This window comes from Rhodanobacter fulvus Jip2, from assembly GCF_000264315.1.
GTDB lineage: Bacteria > Pseudomonadota > Gammaproteobacteria > Xanthomonadales > Rhodanobacteraceae > Rhodanobacter > Rhodanobacter fulvus.
The window spans coordinates 52809-72330 of record NZ_AJXU01000043.1 but is presented as its reverse complement, the minus strand read 5'-3'; the positions used below and the strand labels follow the sequence as shown (position 1 = coordinate 72330).

The 19522-nt window shown below is 64.5% G+C and carries 15 protein-coding genes; 7 read left to right on the top strand and 8 right to left on the bottom strand.

What is annotated here, in order from left to right:
* Window positions 1–131 precede the first annotated feature (131 nt).
* From UU9_RS11015 to pilH, 6 genes are all read left to right on the top strand, one after another.
* On the top strand, window positions 132–2978 hold the full coding sequence (locus tag UU9_RS11015; RefSeq protein ID WP_007081831.1) for a 2-oxoglutarate dehydrogenase E1 component: 2847 nt from the start codon (window positions 132–134) through the stop codon (window positions 2976–2978).
* A gap of 84 nt (window positions 2979–3062) precedes the next feature.
* Window positions 3063–4265: a 2-oxoglutarate dehydrogenase complex dihydrolipoyllysine-residue succinyltransferase gene (odhB, locus tag UU9_RS11010; RefSeq protein ID WP_007081830.1), complete on the top strand. Its 1203-nt coding sequence runs from the start codon at window positions 3063–3065 to the stop codon at window positions 4263–4265.
* Between the two features lie 117 nt (window positions 4266–4382).
* Complete coding sequence (lpdA, locus tag UU9_RS11005; RefSeq protein WP_007081829.1) at window positions 4383–5807, top strand: dihydrolipoyl dehydrogenase; 1425 nt, start codon at window positions 4383–4385, stop codon at window positions 5805–5807.
* A gap of 111 nt (window positions 5808–5918) precedes the next feature.
* Window positions 5919–6515, top strand: coding sequence for an LOG family protein (locus tag UU9_RS11000; protein WP_007081828.1), 597 nt, complete (start codon window positions 5919–5921; stop codon window positions 6513–6515).
* A 12-nt stretch (window positions 6516–6527) separates the two neighbouring features.
* Window positions 6528–7526, top strand: coding sequence for a YhdH/YhfP family quinone oxidoreductase (locus UU9_RS10995; protein ID WP_007081827.1), 999 nt, complete (start codon window positions 6528–6530; stop codon window positions 7524–7526).
* A 68-nt stretch (window positions 7527–7594) separates the two neighbouring features.
* Window positions 7595–7960, top strand: a complete 366-nt coding sequence (gene pilH, locus UU9_RS10990) for a twitching motility response regulator PilH (protein WP_007081826.1) — start codon at window positions 7595–7597, stop codon at window positions 7958–7960.
* 71 nt (window positions 7961–8031) lie between these two features.
* Here the strand turns inward: pilH and UU9_RS10985 are convergent, their stop codons facing one another.
* Complete coding sequence (locus UU9_RS10985) at window positions 8032–8928, bottom strand: DnaJ C-terminal domain-containing protein (protein WP_007081825.1); 897 nt, start codon at window positions 8926–8928, stop codon at window positions 8032–8034.
* A gap of 253 nt (window positions 8929–9181) precedes the next feature.
* Window positions 9182–9649, bottom strand: a complete 468-nt coding sequence (locus tag UU9_RS10980) for an Hsp20/alpha crystallin family protein (protein WP_007081824.1) — start codon at window positions 9647–9649, stop codon at window positions 9182–9184.
* A gap of 164 nt (window positions 9650–9813) precedes the next feature.
* Here UU9_RS10980 and UU9_RS10975 point away from each other — a divergent pair, with 164 nt between their 5' ends.
* Window positions 9814–10311, top strand: a complete 498-nt coding sequence (locus UU9_RS10975; protein ID WP_007081823.1) for a peroxiredoxin — start codon at window positions 9814–9816, stop codon at window positions 10309–10311.
* A 245-nt stretch (window positions 10312–10556) separates the two neighbouring features.
* Here UU9_RS10975 and gyrA read toward each other — a convergent pair whose 3' ends face one another.
* The 6 genes from gyrA to rpsO all read right to left on the bottom strand — a co-directional run bounded on the left by gyrA (window position 10557) and on the right by rpsO (window position 19436).
* On the bottom strand, window positions 10557–13217 hold the full coding sequence (gene gyrA / locus UU9_RS10970) for a DNA gyrase subunit A (protein ID WP_007081822.1): 2661 nt from the start codon (window positions 13215–13217) through the stop codon (window positions 10557–10559).
* A 300-nt stretch (window positions 13218–13517) separates the two neighbouring features.
* A complete protein-coding gene (mtnA, locus tag UU9_RS10965) occupies window positions 13518–14540 on the bottom strand; it encodes an S-methyl-5-thioribose-1-phosphate isomerase (protein WP_007081821.1) in 1023 nt (340 codons plus the stop codon).
* A 71-nt stretch (window positions 14541–14611) separates the two neighbouring features.
* The gene (locus UU9_RS10960; RefSeq protein WP_007081820.1) at window positions 14612–15676 is read right to left on the bottom strand and encodes a class III poly(R)-hydroxyalkanoic acid synthase subunit PhaC; all 1065 of its coding nucleotides are present in this window, start codon (window positions 15674–15676) and stop codon (window positions 14612–14614) included.
* 9 nt (window positions 15677–15685) lie between these two features.
* Window positions 15686–16834, bottom strand: a complete 1149-nt coding sequence (locus UU9_RS10955; protein ID WP_040670830.1) for a poly(R)-hydroxyalkanoic acid synthase subunit PhaE — start codon at window positions 16832–16834, stop codon at window positions 15686–15688.
* Window positions 16835–16975: 141 nt separating this feature from the next.
* Complete coding sequence (gene pnp / locus UU9_RS10950) at window positions 16976–19081, bottom strand: polyribonucleotide nucleotidyltransferase (RefSeq protein WP_007081818.1); 2106 nt, start codon at window positions 19079–19081, stop codon at window positions 16976–16978.
* Between the two features lie 85 nt (window positions 19082–19166).
* Entirely contained in the window at window positions 19167–19436 is a 270-nt protein-coding gene (gene rpsO, locus UU9_RS10945) for a 30S ribosomal protein S15 (RefSeq protein ID WP_007081817.1), read from the bottom strand.
* Between the last annotated feature and the right edge of the window lie 86 nt (window positions 19437–19522).

The window sequence follows — 19522 nt, the reverse complement described above, 5'->3', positions numbered from 1 at the left end:
CGCGTGGTGAGACTTTTGCGGTTGTCCTGCCGGCGTGACGGAGGGCTATAATTATAGGAATTGCCGCCAGCCATCATCCCCATCGACCAGAACGGTGGCTGCAAGCATCTCTTCCCCCAACCGGTGGTGACGTGAGCAAGAACCTGATCCGCGAATTTCTGGAATCATCGCAACTCGCCGGCGGCAACGCCGACTACGTCGAGGCGCTGTACGACGCCTGGCTCGCCGATGCGTCCTCGGTACCCGAGCAGTGGGCCGGCTATTTCGACACGTTCAAGGGACGCGAGGCGGGCGATGTTTCCCCACGCTCCGCCATTGCCCGCATCGAGGCCGCGCAGAAGCAGCGTCACTTCGGTGGAAACGCCGCCTCCGCGCCCCAGTCCGATGGCCACCCCAGCAAGCAGGCCGGCGTACTGCGCCTGCTTACCGCCTACCGTTCACGAGGCCATCTGGCGGCCGACCTCGACCCGCTGGGTCTTACCGAGCGGATGCCGGCCCCGGATCTGGGCCTGGCCTTTCACGGCCTGGCCGAATCCGATCTCGACACCGAATTCGATTGCGGCACCTATGCCGGCGGCGGCCAGCGGCTGAAGCTGGGCGAACTGCTGGCGCGCCTGAAGAAGGTCTACGCCGGCACGGTGGGCGCCGAGTTCATGCACATCAGCAACCACGAGCAGCGCAACTGGGTTTACACCCGGCTCGAGAAGGCCAACGGCAGCGCGGGTCTGGATGCCGACGGCAAGCGCCGCATACTGGCCGAACTTACTGCCGCCGACGGACTGGAGCGCTACCTCCACACCAAATACGTGGGCCAGAAGCGCTTTTCGCTGGAAGGCGGCGACAGTCTGATCCCGCTGCTGAACGACGTGGTACGGGCGTCCGGCGACAACGGCATCAAGGAGATGGTGGTGGGCATGGCCCATCGTGGTCGCCTCAACGTGCTGGTCAACATCCTGGGCAAGCCGCCGAAGATGTTGTTCAACGAGTTCGAGGGCAAGTTCGAACATGCCGACGACCCCTCCTACTCCGGCGACGTGAAGTACCACATGGGCTTCTCCGCCGACGTCAAGACGCCCAAGGGTGGCTTGCACGTGGCGCTGGCGTTCAACCCCTCGCATCTGGAGATCGTCAACCCGGTGGTCGCCGGCTCGGTGCACGCGCGCCAGATCCGCCGCCGCGACACGATGCACCAGCTGTCGATGGCGGTGCTGATCCACGGCGACGCCGCGTTTGCCGGCCAGGGCGTGAACATGGAGTTGTTCAACATGTCGCAGGCCCGCGGTTTCAAGATCGGCGGCAGCCTGCACGTGGTGATCAACAACCAGGTCGGCTTCACCACCTCCAATCCGCAGGACGCACGCTCCACCATGTACTGCACCGACCTGGCCAAGATGGTCAACGCGCCGGTGTTTCATGTGAACGGCGACGACCCCGAGGCGGTGATCGAAGTCACCCGCCTGGCCTACGAATTCCGCAAGGCCTTCCGCAAGGACGTGGTGATCGACCTGGTCTGCTACCGCCGCCACGGCCACAACGAGGCGGACGAGCCGGCGGCCACGCAGCCGGTGATGTACCAGATCATCCGCAAGCGCAAGCCCACCCGCGAGCTGTACGCGCAGCAACTGGTGAAGGAAGGCGTGATCGCCGAGGGCGACGGACAGAAGATGTTCGACGCCTACCGCGGCCAGCTGGAGGCCGGCGACACCGTCGCCAATCTCGATCCCGATGCCGCGCACAGCAATATCGTGGACTGGTCGCGCTTCATCGGCGGCAAGTTGACCACCGCCGCCGACACCACGGTGTCGAAAAAGAAACTGCAGGAACTGCTGGCGAAAATCCTGACCGTGCCCAAGGACTTCACCTTGCAGGGCCGTGTGGCGAAGATCTACGACGATCGGCGCAAGATGGCCGCCGGCGAAGTTCCCGCCGACTGGGGCTTCGCCGAGAACCTGGCCTACGCAACCCTGATCGACGCGGGCAGCGAGATGCGCCTGGTGGGCCAGGACTCCGGCCGCGGCACCTTCTTCCATCGCCACGCCGTGCTGCACGACCAGAACGACGGCCGCACGTACATGCCGCTGGCCAATGTGCGCGCCGGCGCCGACGTGGAAATCATCGACTCGCTGCTCAGCGAGGAAGCGGTGATGGCGTTCGAATACGGTCACTCCACCACCGACCCGGACACACTCAGCATCTGGGAGGCGCAGTTCGGCGATTTCGCCAACGGCGCGCAGGTGGTGATCGACCAGTTCATCAGCTCCGGCGAAGCGAAGTGGAACCGCCTCTGCGGCCTGGTGCTGCTGTTGCCGCACGGCTACGAAGGCCAGGGCCCGGAGCACTCCTCCGCCCGCCTGGAGCGCTTCCTGCAGATGTGCGCCATGGAAAACATGCAGGTGTGCGTGCCCACCACGCCGGCGCAGGATTTCCACATGATCCGCCGCCAGATGCTGCGGCCGGTGCGCAAGCCGCTGATCGTGATGACGCCCAAGTCGCTGCTGCGGCACAAGCTGGCGGTGTCGTCGCTGGACGAGCTGGCCAATGGCAGCTTCCAGCTGGTGATCGGCGAACACCGCAAGCTGGCCGCCAAGAAGGTCAAGCGCGTGGTGTTCTGCTCGGGCAAGGTTTATTACGACCTGCTGGAAGCGGCGGAGGAGAAAAAGCTGGCCGACGTCGCCATCGTGCGTGTCGAGCAGTTGTATCCGTTCCCGCGCGCCGAAGTCAGCGCCGAGCTGGAGAAATACCCGGCCGCCAAGGAAGTGGTGTGGTGCCAGGAAGAACCGATGAACCAGGGCGCCTGGTTCCAGATTCGCCACCACCTGCAAGCCTGCAGCGGTACCAACCACAGCCTGTCCTACGCCGGCCGCGCGCGCCTGCCGGCACCGGCGGCCGGCCACCTCAACACCCATGCGGTCGAACAGGCGGCGTTGGTCGAACAGGCGCTGATCGAACCGGTCGGCACCGACCATTCCGCGGAATAGATTTCCTGGATAGTGCGGCCACGGATGGCCGCTTTTGATTTTTGCGCCCACGGATGAGCGCACTCACTCAAGAGCCCTTTTCTCATGTCCATCGAACTCAAAGTCCCCGTTCTGCCCGAGTCCGTCTCCGACGCCACCATCGCCGCCTGGCACAAGAAAGCCGGCGACGCGGTGAAACGCGACGAGAACCTGGTCGACCTCGAAACCGACAAGGTGGTGCTGGAAGTCCCCGCGCCGGTCGATGGCGTGCTGAAGGAAATCCGCCACCAGGTGGGTGACACGGTGAACAGCGAGCAGATCATCGCGATCATCGAGGAAGGCGCTGTTGCCGCCGCACCGGCGCCGGCTGCTGCTCCGGCGGCCGCCGCTCCGGCGCCCGCCGCCGCAGCACCGGCCCCCGCGGCGTCGAAGGCCGCCGCCGAGCTTTCGCCCGCCGCTCAGCGCGTCGCCACCGAGAACAAGGTCGACACCTCCGCCATCGCCGGCACCGGCCGCGACGGCCGCATCATCAAGGAAGACGTCGTCAACGCCGGCTCGCAGCCTGCCGCGGCCCCTGCCGCACCGGCAGCGAAGCCGACCCCGGGTTCGCGCCCGGAAGAGCGCGTGCCGATGACCCGCATGCGCCTGCGCATCGCCGAGCGCCTGATGCAGTCGAAGAATTCCATCGCCATGCTCACCTCGTTCAACGAGGTGAACCTCAGCGAAGTGGTGAAGATGCGCAAGTCGCTGGGCGAGGCGTTCCAGAAGGAGCACGGCATCAAGCTGGGCTTCATGAGCTTCTTCGTGAAGGCCGCCGCCGAAGCGCTGAAGCGCTACCCGTATGTCAACGCCTCGGTCGACGGCAACGACGTGATCTACCACGGCTACCAGGACATCTCGATCGCGGTGTCCACCGACAAGGGCCTGGTCACGCCGGTGCTGCGCGACGTGCAGGACATGGGCTTTGCCGACATCGAGAAAGGCATTGCCGAATACGCCAAGAAGGCGCGCGACAACAAGCTCAGCCTGGACGACCTGCAGGGCGGCACATTCACCATCACCAACGGCGGCACCTTCGGCTCGCTGCTGTCCACCCCGATCGTGAATCCGCCGCAGAGCGCCATCCTGGGCATGCACACGATCAAGGATCGCGCCATCGTCGAGAACGGCCAGATCATCGCCGCGCCGATGATGTACATCGCCATCAGCTACGACCACCGCATCATCGACGGCAAGGACGCGGTGCTGTTCCTGGTCGACATCAAGAACCAGCTGGAGAATCCGCAGCGGATGTTGCTGGGCCTTTGATCGCGATGCGATCAAAGGCCGGGAATCGGGAATGGAGAATCGGGAATCGTCAAAGCGAAGCCCGCCCTGCTCCAACGATTCCCGATTCCCTATTCCCTATTCCCCTGAGTGAATGAAATGAGCGAAAAATACGATGTCATCGTCATCGGCGCCGGCCCGGCCGGCTATGTGGCTGCGATTCGCGCCGCGCAGTTGGGGTTGAAGACCGCCTGCATCGACGCCTTCACCGGCAAGGACGGCAAGCCCGCGCTGGGCGGCACCTGCCTCAACGTGGGTTGCATCCCGTCCAAGGCGCTGCTCGATTCCTCGCGCCAGTTCTGGAACATCGCGCACAACCTGCCGGTGCACGGCATCAGCGTGGGCGACGCCAAGGTCGACATGGGCACGTTCATCGGTCGCAAGGACAAGATCGTCAAGCAGTTCACCGGCGGCATCGGCCAGCTGTTCAAGGCGAACAAGGTCACGCCGTTCTTCGGCACCGGCAAGCTACTGAAGGGCAACAGTGTCGAGATCACCGGCACCGACGGCAAGAAGGAGACGATCAGCGCCACCAACGTGATCCTGGCCTCCGGCTCCGTCCCGATCGAACTGCCGTTCGCCAAATTCGACGGCAAGGCGATCGTCGACAACGCCGGCGCGCTGGACTTCACCGAAGTACCCAAGCGCCTGGGCGTGATCGGCGCCGGCGTGATCGGCCTGGAGCTCGGCAGCGTGTGGCGCCGCATGGGCTCGGAAGTGACCATCATCGAAGCGCTGCCCGATTTCCTTTCGGTGGCCGACGCCGACATCGCCAAGGTTGCCGCGAGGGAGTTCGCCAAGCAGGGCCTGGACATCAAGCTCGACGCCAAACTCAACAAGGCCGAGGTGAAGAAGGACGGCGTGCATCTGGTCTACACCAACAAGGATGGCGAGCAGAAGCTGGTGGTCGACAAGCTGCTGGTTGCCGTGGGCCGCCGTGCCTACACGCAGAACCTGCTGGCCGACGACACCGGCGTGAAGCTGGACGAGCGCGGCCGCATCCTGGTCGACGAGCACTGCCACACCGGCGTGGATGGCGTGTGGGCCATCGGTGATGCCGTGCGCGGCCCGATGCTCGCCCACAAGGGTTCCGAGGAAGGCGTTGCGGTGGCCGAGTGGATCGCCGGCAAGGCCGGTCACGTCAACTACGACACCATCCCGTTCGTGATCTACACCGAGCCGGAAGTGGCCTGGGCCGGCAAGACCGAGAAGGAACTGAAGGACGCCGGCGTGCCATACAAGGTCGGCAGCTTCCCGTTCGCCGCCATTGGCCGCGCCGTCGCGATGAACGAGGCCATCGGCCAGGTGAAGATGATCGCCCACGCCGAAACCGACCGCATCCTGGGCGTGCACATGGTCGGCCCGGGCGTCTCCGAGCTGATCGCCGAGTGCGTGGTGGCGATGGAGTTCAAAGGCTCGTCCGAGGATCTGGCGCGCATCGTCCATGCGCACCCGACCTTGTCCGAAGCCGTGCACGAGGCCGCTTTGTCGGTCGACAAGCGCGCCATCCACAAGGGCAACTGAGCGCTCGCGCAAGTCGACACGGCCCGCTCGTGGCGACATGGGCGGGCCGTCTCATTTTCAAAAACCGTTCCGGGTGCCAGCCCGACCCAAGCTGATTGAGGTTCCAGAAACATGCCCCAACCCACCGCCCTCTGCGTCTACTGCGGCTCCAGCTCCGGCAAACATCCCGAATACGTCGAGCAGGCGCGCGCGTTTGGTACCGAAATGGCCGAGCGCGGCATCGCGCTGGTTTTCGGTGGCGGCAAGGTGGGGTTGATGGGCACCGTGGCTGATGCCGTGCTCGCCGGCGGCGGCAAGGTGATTGGCGTGATCCCGCGCCAGTTGATGGATCTGGAAGTGGCGCACCCCGGGCTCAGCGAGCTGGTGGTGGTGGACACCATGCATCAGCGCAAGACCCGCATGTACGAACTGTCCGATGCCTTCGTCGCCTTGCCCGGCGGCTTCGGCACGATGGACGAGATGTTCGAGATGCTGACCTGGGCGCAGTTGGGGCTGCACCGCTACCCCTGCGCGTTTCTGGACGTGCGCGGCTATTACCGCGACCTGCGCGCGATGATGGATCACATGGTCGGCGAACGCTTCGTGCGGCCCGAACAGCGCGACAGCCTCTGGTTCGGCGATGACATGGCGGCGCTGTTCGACTGGATGCAGACCTACGAAGGCACCTACCTGCCCAAGTGGATCGACAACCAGAGCGTCGACGCCTGACGGAAAATCCGCATGACCCGCTTCCAAGCCTTCCGCATTCACCACGACGATGCCGGCCATCGCGCCGGACTCGAAACGATGGACACCGACGCGTTGTCGCCGGGCGAAGTGCTGGTCAAGGCGGCGTACTCGTCGGTCAACTACAAGGACGCGCTGGCCGGTACCGGCAAGGGCCGCATCCTGCGCCGCTACCCGTTGAACGGCGGCATCGACGTGGCCGGCCATGTGGTCGCATCGAGCGATCCCGCATTCAAGGAAGGCGACGCCGTGCTGTGCACCGGCAGCGGCTTGTCCGAAACGCGCGATGGCGGATTTGCCCAGTACGCACGCCTCGATGCGCGCTGGACGATCCCGCTGCCCACCGGCCTCGGCCTGCGCGAAAGCATGGTCATCGGCACCGCCGGCTTCACCGCGGCACTGGCCCTGCTGCGAATGCAGGACAACCGGCAGACACCGGACCAGGGGCCCATCGCGATCAGCGGCGCCAGCGGCGGTGTGGGCCAGCTGGCCATCGACATCTTCAGCCGCGCCGGCTACGAAGTGCACGCGATCAGCGGCAAGCCCGAGCATTTCGACACGCTGCGCGCACTGGGCGCGCACGCTTGCGTCGATCGGCACCAACTGGATTTCAGCGGCAAGCCGATGGACTCGGCGCGCTTCGGCGGCGCGCTGGATACGGTGGGCGGCAGCATGCTGAGCGGCCTGCTGCCTCTGATCCACCCCTACGGCAACGTGGCGCTGTGCGGCAACGCCGGCGGCATCGCGTTCGACAGCACCGTGATGCCATTCATCATCCGCGGCGTCAGCCTGCTCGGCGTGGCCTCGGCGGGCACCGCACGGGACATCCGCGACACCATCTGGCAGCACCTGGCCAGCGACTGGAAACCCCGTCAGCTGGCTCGCATCGCCACGGATGAAATCGCCCTGGCGCAACTGCCAGCGACCTTTTCACGCATGCTCGCAGGCGATGCTTTCGGACGCACCGTGGTAAATCACACGCTCGGTGGCTGAGCGCACCGCGCTTGGAACTGCAGCATCAGCAGCATAGAATTAACGCAACTCGCAGGGACAATCACCTTATGGCACGCATCCTGATCGTCGACGATTCCCCGTCGCAATTACTGGGCATCAAACGCATCGTCGAAAAGCTCGGGCATGAAACCCTGACCGCCGAAGATGGAGCCGCCGGCGTCGAAGTGGCCAAGCAGCAGCTGCCCGACCTGATCCTGATGGACGTGGTCATGCCCAACCTCAACGGCTTCCAGGCCACCCGCACCATCAGCAAGAACCCCGGCACCTCGCACATCCCGATCGTGCTGGTAACCACCAAGGACCAGGAAACCGATCGCGTGTGGGGCATGCGCCAGGGCGCCAAGGCCTATGTCACCAAGCCGATCAAGGAAGACGAACTGGCCAAGGCGCTGCAGGAATTGCTGCCGAACTGACCTCTCGCAGTGAGGACAAAAAAAACGACACCCGCAGGTGTCGTTTTTTTTGGGGGGTGATGGCACGGCCATTACTTGCGCGGATCGTAATCCTTGAACTGCTTGCGCAAGTCCTCATACGCTTCCGTTTGCCCCGCCGTTTCCGCCGTCGGCGCCCGGATCGACAGCTCCACCAGTTGGTCGCCCGCCGGCGTGCCCGGCATGCCGCGCCCTTTCAGCCGCAGCTTGCGCCCCGACTGGCTGCCCGGCGGTATGCGCAGATCCACCGTACCGGCCAGCGTCGGCACCGGTACCGTGGCGCCCAGCGCGGCTTCCCACGGACTGATCGGCAACACGTGCACCACGTTGCGGCCATCCAGGCGGAACCGCGGATCATCGCGTATGCCGATCTCCAGCAGCAGGTCGCCCTTGGGGCCACCGGCCACGCCAGCCTGGCCCTGCCCGGCCAGGCGGATGACCTGACCGGGCTGGATACCCGCCGGAATCTTCACCTCCAGCACGCGTTCGCCACCGGCCGGGTCCTGCATGGCCAGCCGCGTGCGGCCGCCATCGAACGCCGTCTGCAATTCGATCTGCACCGACGCCTGCACATCGCGACCACGCCGCGGACGTGCCTGCCCGCGCGCACCGGCGGCACCGCCGCGACCGAACAGGCTTTCGAAGAAATCGCTGAAATCGCCGCCGGTGTCGTTGAAACCCTGGCTTTGGCCCTGCCAGCCCGGCGGTGGCCGGAACTGTTCACCACCGCGATAGCCACCCGCGCGCAGCTGGTCATAGGAGCGGCGCTTCTCCGCATCCATCAGCACTTCCTGTGCCTCGTTGGCGGCCTTGAACTTCTCCTCGGCGCCGGCGTCCTTGTTCTTGTCCGGGTGGTATTTGCGCGCCAGCTTCCGATACGCCGCCTTGATCTCGGCCTCGGTCGCGTCGGGCTTGACGCCCAGAATGTCGTAATAATCTTTGAATTCCACTACCACTCCCCAACGAACGCAAAACCCGCGGCGAATCCGTGCCGCCGCGGGTGTTCATGCAACCTAGGAGCGTAGGCGGTAGAAACGCAAGGGGCTGCGGCTTTGCGCTATTGGCCGGGTTTTCCGCTCCTTCTCGTCAGATAGCTACGGCTATCTTCCTCAAACAATCGAAAAATCCGGCTCAAAATCGCTTCGCCTCGCTCCCTTGGTTTCTTCCACCCACGCTCCTGGCACCGGCCCGTGGCCGGCCGGCTCAATGGCCGGTGTTGATGGTAATGCGTCGCGGCGTTGCCAGTGCCTTTTTCGGGATCACGATTTCCAGCACACCGAGCTTGCCGTTGGCGGTGATGCCCTCGGCGTCGGCACTGTCCGGCAACGCAAAGCGCCGGTGGAACGCTCCGCGCGCCCGCTCGACCCGGGTGAACTTGCCCTTGGTGGCCTCGCTGCCTTCGGTGCCGAGATCGGCTTCGCGCTCGCCCTTGATGGTAAGGATGCCCTTGTCCATGCTCACTTCGATCTGCGCGGGATCCACACCGGGGATATCCGCCAGAATCACGAAGCGCTGCTCGTCCTCACGAATGTCCACGCGCGGCGCCCACTGGCTGGTGACCACGTTGGATGCATCGCTGTCCGCCGGTTGCAGGAAGCGATCGAACGCCTGGCGGATTTCCTCAGGCAGGGCATTGCTCGCGTTCCAGATGGAATGACGACCCAGATTCATTGCACGTCTCCTCAAGATGGATGCGGCCCGTCGCCGCCTGCAGTGAAAATAGGTACTTCCGCGGGCGATTCAAGGCGATGGCGCACGTGGCATCCGACCCCTTGCCTGCCCGTTCACCTGGCGTATGCCGTAGCATCACGCTTTCTGATTACCGGACCCTTCGCATGCCCATCCAGCCTGGTGAAAAGCTGCCCGACGTAGCGATACGGGTTGTCGACGGCGACGTCCAGTCGCGTCACACCGGTGAACTGTTCGCCGGCCGCAAGACCGTGCTGGTAGGCGTCCCCGGCGCCTTCACGCCCACCTGCTCGACGCTGCATGTGCCGGGCTACATCCACCACGCCGAGGATTTCAAGGCCCGCGGGATCGACCTGATGTGCCTGGCGGTCAACGATGCGCACGTGATGCGGGCATGGGCGACATCACTGCAGACGCCACCGGGCCTGTTGATGCTGGCCGACGGCAATGCCGGCTTCACCCGTTCGCTGGGGCTGGAATTCGATGGCTCGGCCTTCGGCATGGGTGTGCGTGCGCGGCGTTTCGCGCTGTACGCGGATGATGGCGTGGTGCGTCTGCTGCATGTCGAGGCGCCGGGCGAACTTCGCGTATCCACGGCCGAGGCGATACTGGCGGCGATCGACGAGTCGGGCCTGGCCAGCTAGGAGCCTGGGCGGCAGAAACTTTCGAGGCGAAGAGCTTTACAACAGCGAAGCTGGTCAAAAGTGGTTGCGTGAGGACAGATCTCGACGGTTCGCCGGCCCATGATGGTTCCATGGGTCAGGAAGCGGCGGGAATACGGACCACGCAGACGCTTTGCAGCCCGGAAGATTCCTGTCGCACAGGCTCCCAGGCCACATGCAAAAGGCCCCGGCATTGCCGGGGCCTTTGCTTCAGAGACGCGACAGAATCACTCTTCCGTCGGGTCCGTCCCGGTCGGATCAGTCTCGGTCGGATCAGTCACTTCCGGGTTTCCCTCGGTCGCGTCACTGCCGCCTCCGTCCACGGGTGCGTCGCCATCCACGGCGGCGTTCTCGTCGACGGCATCCTCCTCCGCATCGAGCCGCATCACGCTGACCAGTTTCTCGTCGGCGGGCAGGCGGATCAGGGTGACGCCCTGGGTATTGCGACCCAGTTGCGAAACCTCCGCCACGCGGGTGCGTACCAGCGTGCCCTGGTCGGAGATGAGCATGAGTTCGTGCTCTTCGGTGACCTGCGCGGCGGCAACCAGCGCGCCGTTGCGCTCGGAGCACTGGATGCCGATGACGCCCTGCGTGCCGCGACCCTTCTTGGTGAACTCCACCAGCGGGGTACGCTTGCCGTAGCCGCGTTCGGTGGCGGTGAGGATGTCGCCTTCGGCCGCCACGATCAGCGAAACCACGTGGGCATCCTTGGCCAGCTTCATGCCGCGCACGCCAGCGGCGGTACGGCCCATCGAGCGCACGGTGTTTTCGTCGAAGCGGTTGACCTTGCCGTTGGAGGCGAACAGCAAGATGTCGCTGTTGCCGTCGGTAAGCTCCACGTTGACCAGCGCATCGTCCTCGTTGAGGCGGATCGCCAATTTGCCCTTCTGCAACTGGAACGCGAATTCGCCCAGCGGCGTTTTCTTGACCGTACCCTGGCGGGTGGCGAAGAACACGTAGCGGTCGTCGCTGTAATCGCGAATCGGCAGCACTGCCTGCACGTGTTCGCCCTCACCCAGCGGCAGCAGGTTCACGATCGGCTTGCCGCGCGCGCCCGGGCTCGCCTCGGGGATCTGGTAGACATTGAGCCAGTAGACGCGACCGGTGCTGGTGAAGGTCAGCAGGGTGTCGTGCGTGTTCACCACCCACAACTGCTCGACGACGTCCTCTTCCTTCAAGGCTGACGCCGAGCGCCCCTTGCCACCGCGCCGCTGCGAGCGATACGTGCTGGCCGGCTGGCGCTTGACGTAACCGGTGTGGGACAAGGTGACCACCATGTCCTCCGGCGCGATCAGGTCCAGCACGTTGAGGTCTTCCTGCGAATGCTGGATCTCGGTGCGGCGGGCGTCGCCGAATTCGGCATTGACGGCCTCCAGCTCCTCGCGGATCACCTCCAGCAGGCGTGCGGGGTTTTCCAGGATCTCGATCAGGCCGCGGATGGTTTCCAGGATCTGCCGGTATTCGTCGGAGAGTTTTTCCTGCTCCAGGCCGGTGAGGCGGTGCAGCCGCATCGCCAGGATTTCCAGCGCCTGCGCCTCGGACAACTGGTAGCCATCGTCCTTCAGGCCATCGCGTGGGTCCATTTCCTCCGGCCGCGACGCCTCGGAGCCGGTGGCCGATAGCAGCGCGCGTACCAGCCCGGCCTCCCAGCGCCGCGCCACCATGCGCTCGCGCGCTTCGGCCGGCGACGACGAGGTCTTGATCAGTTCGATCATCTCGTCGATGTTGGCCAGCGCCACCGTGAGGCCTTCGAGGATATGCGCACGCGCACGCGCCTTGCGCAGGTCGAAGATCGTGCGGCGAGTAACCACTTCGCGGCGATGGCGGATGAACGCTTCAAGGATGTCCTTGAGGTTCAGCAGCTTGGGCTGGCCATCCAGCAAGGCCACCATGTTGATGCCGAAGGTGACCTGCAACTGCGTCTGCTGGAACAGGTTGTTGAGTACCACGTCACCCATCGCGTCCTTGCGGATCTCGATGACCACGCGCATGCCGTCCTTGTCCGACTCGTCGCGCAGCTCGCTGATGCCCTCGAGCTTCTTTTCCTTCACCAGCTCGGCGATCTTCTCGATCAGTCGCGCCTTGTTCACCTGGTACGGCAGCTCGTGGATGAGGATCGTCTCGCGACCATGGGCATCGGTTTCCACCTCCGCCTTGGCGCGCACCAGGATGCGGCCGCGACCGGTGCGGTACGCCTCGATGATGCCGGACGAACCGTTGATGATGCCGCAGGTCGGAAAATCCGGACCCGGGATGTAGTGCATCAGATCGTCGATGCCGAGCGACGGCTCGTCGATCAGCGCGATGGTTGCCGCGATCACCTCGTTGAGGTTGTGCGGCGGAATGTTGGTGGCCATGCCCACCGCGATACCGGCCGAACCGTTGATCAGCAGGTTCGGCACGCGCGAGGGCAACACCAGCGGCTCGCGCTCGCTCTCGTCGTAGTTGAAGCCGAAATCGACGGTGTCCTTGTCGATGTCCGCCAGCAATTCATGCGTGAGGCGCGACATGCGCACCTCGGTGTATCGCATGGCCGCGGCGTTGTCGCCATCGACCGAGCCGAAGTTGCCCTGGCCATCGACCAGCATGTAGCGCAGCGAGAACGGCTGGGCCATGCGCACGATCGCGTCGTAGACCGACTGATCGCCATGCGGATGGTATTTACCGATGACGTCACCGACCACGCGGGCCGATTTCTTGTATGGCTTGTTCCACACATTGCCCAGTTCGTTCATCGCGAACAGCACACGGCGATGCACGGGCTTCAATCCATCACGGACATCCGGTAGAGCGCGCCCCACGATGACGCTCATGGCGTAATCGAGGTAACTCTGGCGCATCTCGTCTTCGATATTGACGCGTATGACTTCTTTGGCGAGTTCTGCCATTAATCGGCTTCCCTGGGTATGAAAAAGGGGCGCTGGCGACGCGCCTGGAGCGGCATGCGCCGATGGCCCGAAATCAACCCGTGGAGTGTACCATGCGCAGCCCCAAAAAGACAGTATTTAATGCTTTTCGATCAATAACTTACGGCGACACATCCCCGCCGCGGGAAAGTGCTCCGCGGGCTGCCGGAAATGGAAGCGCAAAGGCGCCGGAACGGCGACGTTCAGCGCTGCGAAAATGGCGGCGAAACGATAAAGCGCGAGGGCGTTTTCTGGCCGCGTGCGACACTCGCCAGCGCAGCCTCAGCTGCCGAACATCGCCTGCATCGCGAGCACACTTGGCCGTTCGATCACGCCCCGCTCGGTGACGATGGCGTCGATCAACTCGGCCGGTGTCACGTCGAATACGGGATTCCACGCCTGCGCACCCTCGACCACCGTGCGCCGACCGGCGATGCCGAGCAACTCGGTGGCATCGCGCAGTTCAATCTCGATTTCCTCACCCGTGGCGGTAGCCATGTCGATGGTCGAGGACGGCGCCACCACCATTAACTTCACGCCGTGGTATTTCGCGGCAATCGCCAGCTGGTAAGTGCCGATCTTGTTGGCGACGTCGCCGTTGGCGGCGATCCGGTCGGCGCCGACGATCACCCATTGCACCGCGCCGGACTTCATCAGGTGCGACGCCGCGGAGTCGGCGATGAGTTGCGCGGGAATGCCATCGCGCACCAGTTCCCACATCGTGAGCCGCGCACCTTGCAGCCACGGCCGGGTTTCGCCGGCGTACACGCGCACGATGCGATCCGCCGCAACACCGGCACGGATCACACCCAGCGCCGTGCCGAATCCGGCGGTGGCCAACGACCCAGTGTTGCAATGGGTCAACACGCCGGATCCCGGCGCGATCAGGCCGGCGCCCAGCTCGCCCATGCGGCGGTTGGCGGCGAGGTCCTCGTCCTGGATCGCCTGCGCCTCGCGCAGCAGTGCCTCCGCATCGGCACCGGCGGCGATGCGCTTCTTCATGCGATCCAGCGCCCACATCAGGTTGACCGCGGTAGGCCGCGCCGCGCGCAACATCGCCAAGGCATCGTCCAGCGGTGCCTGCTGCCGGGCGGCCATCGCCACGCCCCACGCCGCCGCAATACCGATGGCCGGCGCCCCGCGCACAGCCAGATCGCGGATTGCCGCGGTGACCTGCGCGGTGTCCCGGCATTCGATCCAGCGTTCCTCCGCAGGCAGCAATCGCTGGTCGAGCAGGCACAGGTGATCGCCGCGCCACTGCACGGCGCGGATGGTGTCGTGGGTTGCCGATGGGGTCTGGGTCATCCCGCTATTTTAGGGGAGCGCCGCGCCTCGGGGGTGAGTTACAGGTAAAAAGCAGCGCGCCAACGCAGCGACTACTGCCGCGCACGCAACCATTGATGAATCGCCGGCGGCACCTCGCGCTGCGCGCGACCGGATACGTAGATGCCGATGTGGCCGCCCTTGAACGCCAGCTGGGTGTAGTCGCTGCTGCCGACATGCTCGCCCAGTGCGCGCGAGGCATCCGGCGGCACCAGATGATCCTGCTCGGCGAAGATGTTCAACACCGGCTGGGTCACCTCGCCCAGATCCACGCGCTGTCCGCCGATCTCCAGCGTACCCTTGATGAGCTTGTTGCCCTGGTAGAAATCCTTGATGAACTGCCGGAATGCCTCGCCGGCCTGGTCCGGCGAATCGAAGATCCAGCGCTCCATGCGCAGGAAGTTTTCCAGCTCCACCGGGTTGTCCAGGATGTCGACCATGCCGATGTATTTCTGCTGGTTCAAGCGCACCGGCTTCAGCGTGAGGTACACGTAGTTCATCAGCCCCGCGGGAATGTTGCCCATGGTGTCGACGAACAGGTCCACATCGAGGTTGCGGCACCAGTGCGACAGCATGTTGTCCGGGGTCTGGAAATCCACCGGGGTGACCATGGTGATCAGGTTTTTCACCTTGTCCCGATGCAGCGCGGCATAGCACAGCGAGAACGCGCCGCCCTGGCAGATGCCAAGCAGGTTGATCGCATCGAGATCGTGCCGTCGGCGTACCGCATCGACACAACGGTCGAGGTAGCCGTTGATGTAGTCGTCCAGCGTCAGCCAGCGATCGGCGCCGTCGGGATAACCCCAATCGATCAGGTAGACGTCCTCGCCCTGCTCCAGCAGGTTGCGCACCATCGAACGGTCGGCCTGCAGGTCGGTCATCCACACCGTATTGACCAGCGCATAGACGATCAGCAGCGGCGTCTTCGACGTGGGTGCGGTGCCCGTGAAGTGCCAGACCTTGAGCTTGTCCTCGCTGTAGACCAGTTCGCGCGGGGTGTTGGCGTAATCGGGTTCGCGCATGTTGCGCAAATGACCCATGCCCGCGGCCAGCTTGCGCTGGAACGTGTTGATGTCGGCAAGCGCGCGGGTGGGATCGATGCGCAGTGGCGTGTACATGGCTGCTCCTTATTTGCGCTTGCGCGGCGCGGGGGTACGCGTCGTGGATGACTTGCGAGCCGCGGGTTTGCCTGCGGACTTTCGTGGCGCGGCGGGCGCGGGCTTTTTGGCGGCGGTTTTCCTTGTTGCACCCGGTTTTGCGGTTGCAGCCTTCTTTACGGCCAAACGCGATGTCTTCGCGGCGGCTTTCGCCGGAGCCTTCTTTGCAGCCGATCGCCGGGCGGGAACCAGCTTCACCTCCGCACCAGCCAATTGACGGCGCAACTCGGCCAACTCCCGGCGCAGATCGGCGATCTCCTTCGAGTGGTCGACCGCCGTGCCGGCACGGGATGCCCGTGCCTCGCGCCGCACTTGCTGCAAGCGCTCGCCCAGCGTGTCCATCTCGCGGCGCGTCGGCAGGCCCCATTGCTGGCACAGTTGCTCGGTCTGCTGTTGCTGCAAGCTGCGCACCCGCATCTGACTGTTGGCCATCGCACCGTAGGCTTCGCGAAACTCGTCCGTCAACGCGATCTCGGCATACGCTTCCTCGGCAGCATCCACCCACAGGTCGTACAAGGCCTTGAGCGACTCGATCTGGCGGCCGGGTTCGGCGTGTTCCGCGAGCTTGTCCTGCAGTTTCTGCATGCCTTGCGTATTGGCTCGCTGAATCAGCGACTGGTAGCGCGCACTGGCCTGCATCGACTCCAGCATCGCCGCCGCCAGCGCCTGGCGCTGCATCTGCTGCTCACGATCCTGCCCGAAAGCGGGCGTTGGGCCGGACGCCAAGGTGTCGGCAGGCTGCATTCCCTGCAGCCAGGAATGCCACTTGCCGGCAAACCCTTCCATCCCGGCACCATCGATATGCTGGAAAGCCTGCGCAAACGGCTGCTGTGCGCCGCCAAAAAGCTGCTGCACCTGTTGCTGCCAGTCGGCACCGGGGACGCCGGCTGCGCCCGCGGTCATGCCCTGCATCCATTCGAAATAGCTCTTCAATCCCGCCAGGGTGCGATCGAGCACCTCGTTGCCGGCAGCGGCATTGGGGGCGGCAGCAAACGATGGACTGCCGGCGCCCGTCGCCGCTGACTGCTGGCGCAACCACGCATCCCACGACTGCTGTGCCAATGTCTGGAAATCGCGCAGGAAATCCGCGTCGATCCCCGGCTTGAGAAAATCGGGCATCTGAAAATCCGCCGGAGGGGCCATCTCGATTCCTCGTCCATTGATGCCACGATCTTAGCGCAGCGGATGGCATGGCGGACCGAAAACGCAGAAGGCCCGGTATCGAAATACCGGGCCTTCTGGTGTTCAACGCGAAACGAATCAGACGCTGGCGCGTTCCTCGTCGGTCACCGCCTTCATCGACAGGCGGATGCGGCCCTGCTTGTCGACCTCGAGCACCTTGACCTTGACGATGTCGCCTTCCTTCAGCTTGTCGGACACCTTCTCGACGCGCTCATCGGAAATCTGCGACACGTGCACCAGACCATCCTTGCCCGGCATGATCGTGACGAACGCGCCGAAGTCCATCAGCTTGGCGACCTTGCCTTCGTAGATACGGCCCGGCTCCACGTCGGAGGTGATCTGCTCGATGCGCTTCTTCGCCGCCTCGGCCGCTTCGCGATTGACCGAGCCGATGATGATGGTGCCGTCATCGCTGATGTCGATGGTGGTGCCGGTTTCCTCGGTGATCGAGCGGATCGTGGCGCCGCCCTTGCCGATCACTTCGCGGATCTTGTCCGGGTGGATCTTGATGGTCAGCAGGCGCGGTGCGAACTCGCTCATCTCGGTGCGGGCCGTGCTCAGGCACTTGGCCATCTCGCCCAGGATGTGCAGGCGACCCTGCTTGGCCTGGGCCAGCGCCACCTTCATGATCTCTTCGGTGATGCCGTCGATCTTGATGTCCATCTGCAGCGCGGAGATGCCATCGGCGCTACCGGCCACCTTGAAGTCCATGTCGCCGAGGTGATCTTCATCACCCAGGATGTCGCTCAACACGACGAAGTCGTTGCCTTCCTTGACCAGGCCCATCGCGATGCCGGCCACCGGCGCCTTGAGCGGCACGCCGGCATCCATCATCGCCAGCGAGGAACCGCACACCGAGGCCATCGACGAGGAGCCGTTGGACTCGGTGATTTCCGAGACCACGCGCACCACGTACGGGAATTCCTCGATCGTCGGCTTGACCGCCTGCACGCCGCGCTTGGCGAGGCGGCCGTGGCCGATCTCGCGACGCTTCGGCGCGCCGAAACGGCCGGCTTCGCCCACCGAGAACGGGGGGAAGTTGTAGTGGAACAGGAACGGATCCTTCGACTCGCCGCCGGGGGCGTCGATGATCTGCGCGTCGCGCGTGGTGCCCAGCGTGATGACGACCAGCGCCTGGGTTTCGCCACGGGTGAACAGCGCCGAACCATGCGTACGGGGCAGCACGCCGATGCGGGCCGAGATGGCGCGCACGTCGTCGAGCTGACGGCCGTCGATGCGGACCTTGGTCTTCAGCACGCTGTCGCGCATGGTGTGGTATTCGAGTTCCTCGAATTCCTTGGCGACCGCAGCGGACGCCCAGCCCTTCTCTTCGGCCTGCGCCTTGAGGCCGGCCAGCACGTCGGACTTGATCGCGGAGATCGCGTCGCGACGCTCCAGCTTGTCGCGCACCTGGAACGCCGCAGCCAGCTGATCGCCGACGGCACCCTTGACGGCGGCAACCAGCGATTCGTCGCGGGCCGGTGCCTTCCAGTCCCACGAGGGCTTGGCGGCTTCGGCGGCCAGCTCGGCGATGGCGCGGATGGCGGTCTGCATCTGCTTGTGGCCGAACATCACCGCGCCCAGCATCACGTCCTCGGACAGCAGCTTGGCTTCCGACTCCACCATCAGCACGGCACCGGCGGTACCGGCGACGACCAGGTCGAGATCGGAGGTCTTCAGTTCGGTGGCGGTGGGGTTCAGCAGGTACTGGCCGTTGGCGTAACCGACGCGGGCGGCGCCGATCGGACCCTTGAACGGAATGCCTGCCAAGCTCAGCGCGGCTGATGCGCCCAGCAGGGCCACGATGTCGCCGTCCACTTCCGGGTTCAGCGACACGACCTGCGCGATGACCTGCACCTCGTTCTTGAAGTCATCCGGGAACAGCGGGCGCACCGGGCGATCGATCAGGCGCGAGGTCAGCGTTTCCTTCTCGGTCGGGCGACCCTCGCGCTTGAAGAAACCACCGGGGATGCGACCGGCGGAATAGAACTTCTCGACATAGTCGACGGTGAGCGGGAAGAAATCCTGCCCTTCCTTCTGCTTGGTGGCCGCCACGGCGGTGACCAGCACCACGGTGCCGCCCATGCTGACCATGACCGCACCGGATGCCTGGCGGGCAATTTCGCCCGTCTCCAGTGTGACTTCGTGATTACCGTACTGGAATGACTTGGTTACTTTTGCCACGTGTTTGATTCCTGATCTGATTGAAGAAGTGCGCCCTGCGACGGGCGCTTCTTGATCCTTGCGTTCACGCAGGAACGCGCGCGAATCAGCGACGCAGGCCGAGGCGCTCGATCAGGGTCTGGTAACGGGCGAGATCGCGATCCTTCAGGTACGCCAGCAGACGCTTGCGCTGATTGACCAGCTTCAGCAGACCACGGCGGGAGTGGTGGTCCTGCTTGTGATCCTTGAAGTGGCCGGTGAGGTGCTCGATGCGAGCGGACAGCAGGGCCACCTGGACTTCGGTCGAACCGGTATCGTTCGGCACGCGGCCGAAATCAGCGATGATCTTGCCGGTCTGTTCTGCGGTAAGAGACATGGAGTACGTTTCCTTGAAAAGGCGATGCGAAGCTTGCGCTTGCATCATCAGCGATGACACAAGCGCAAGCTTCGCCTAGATGAGTG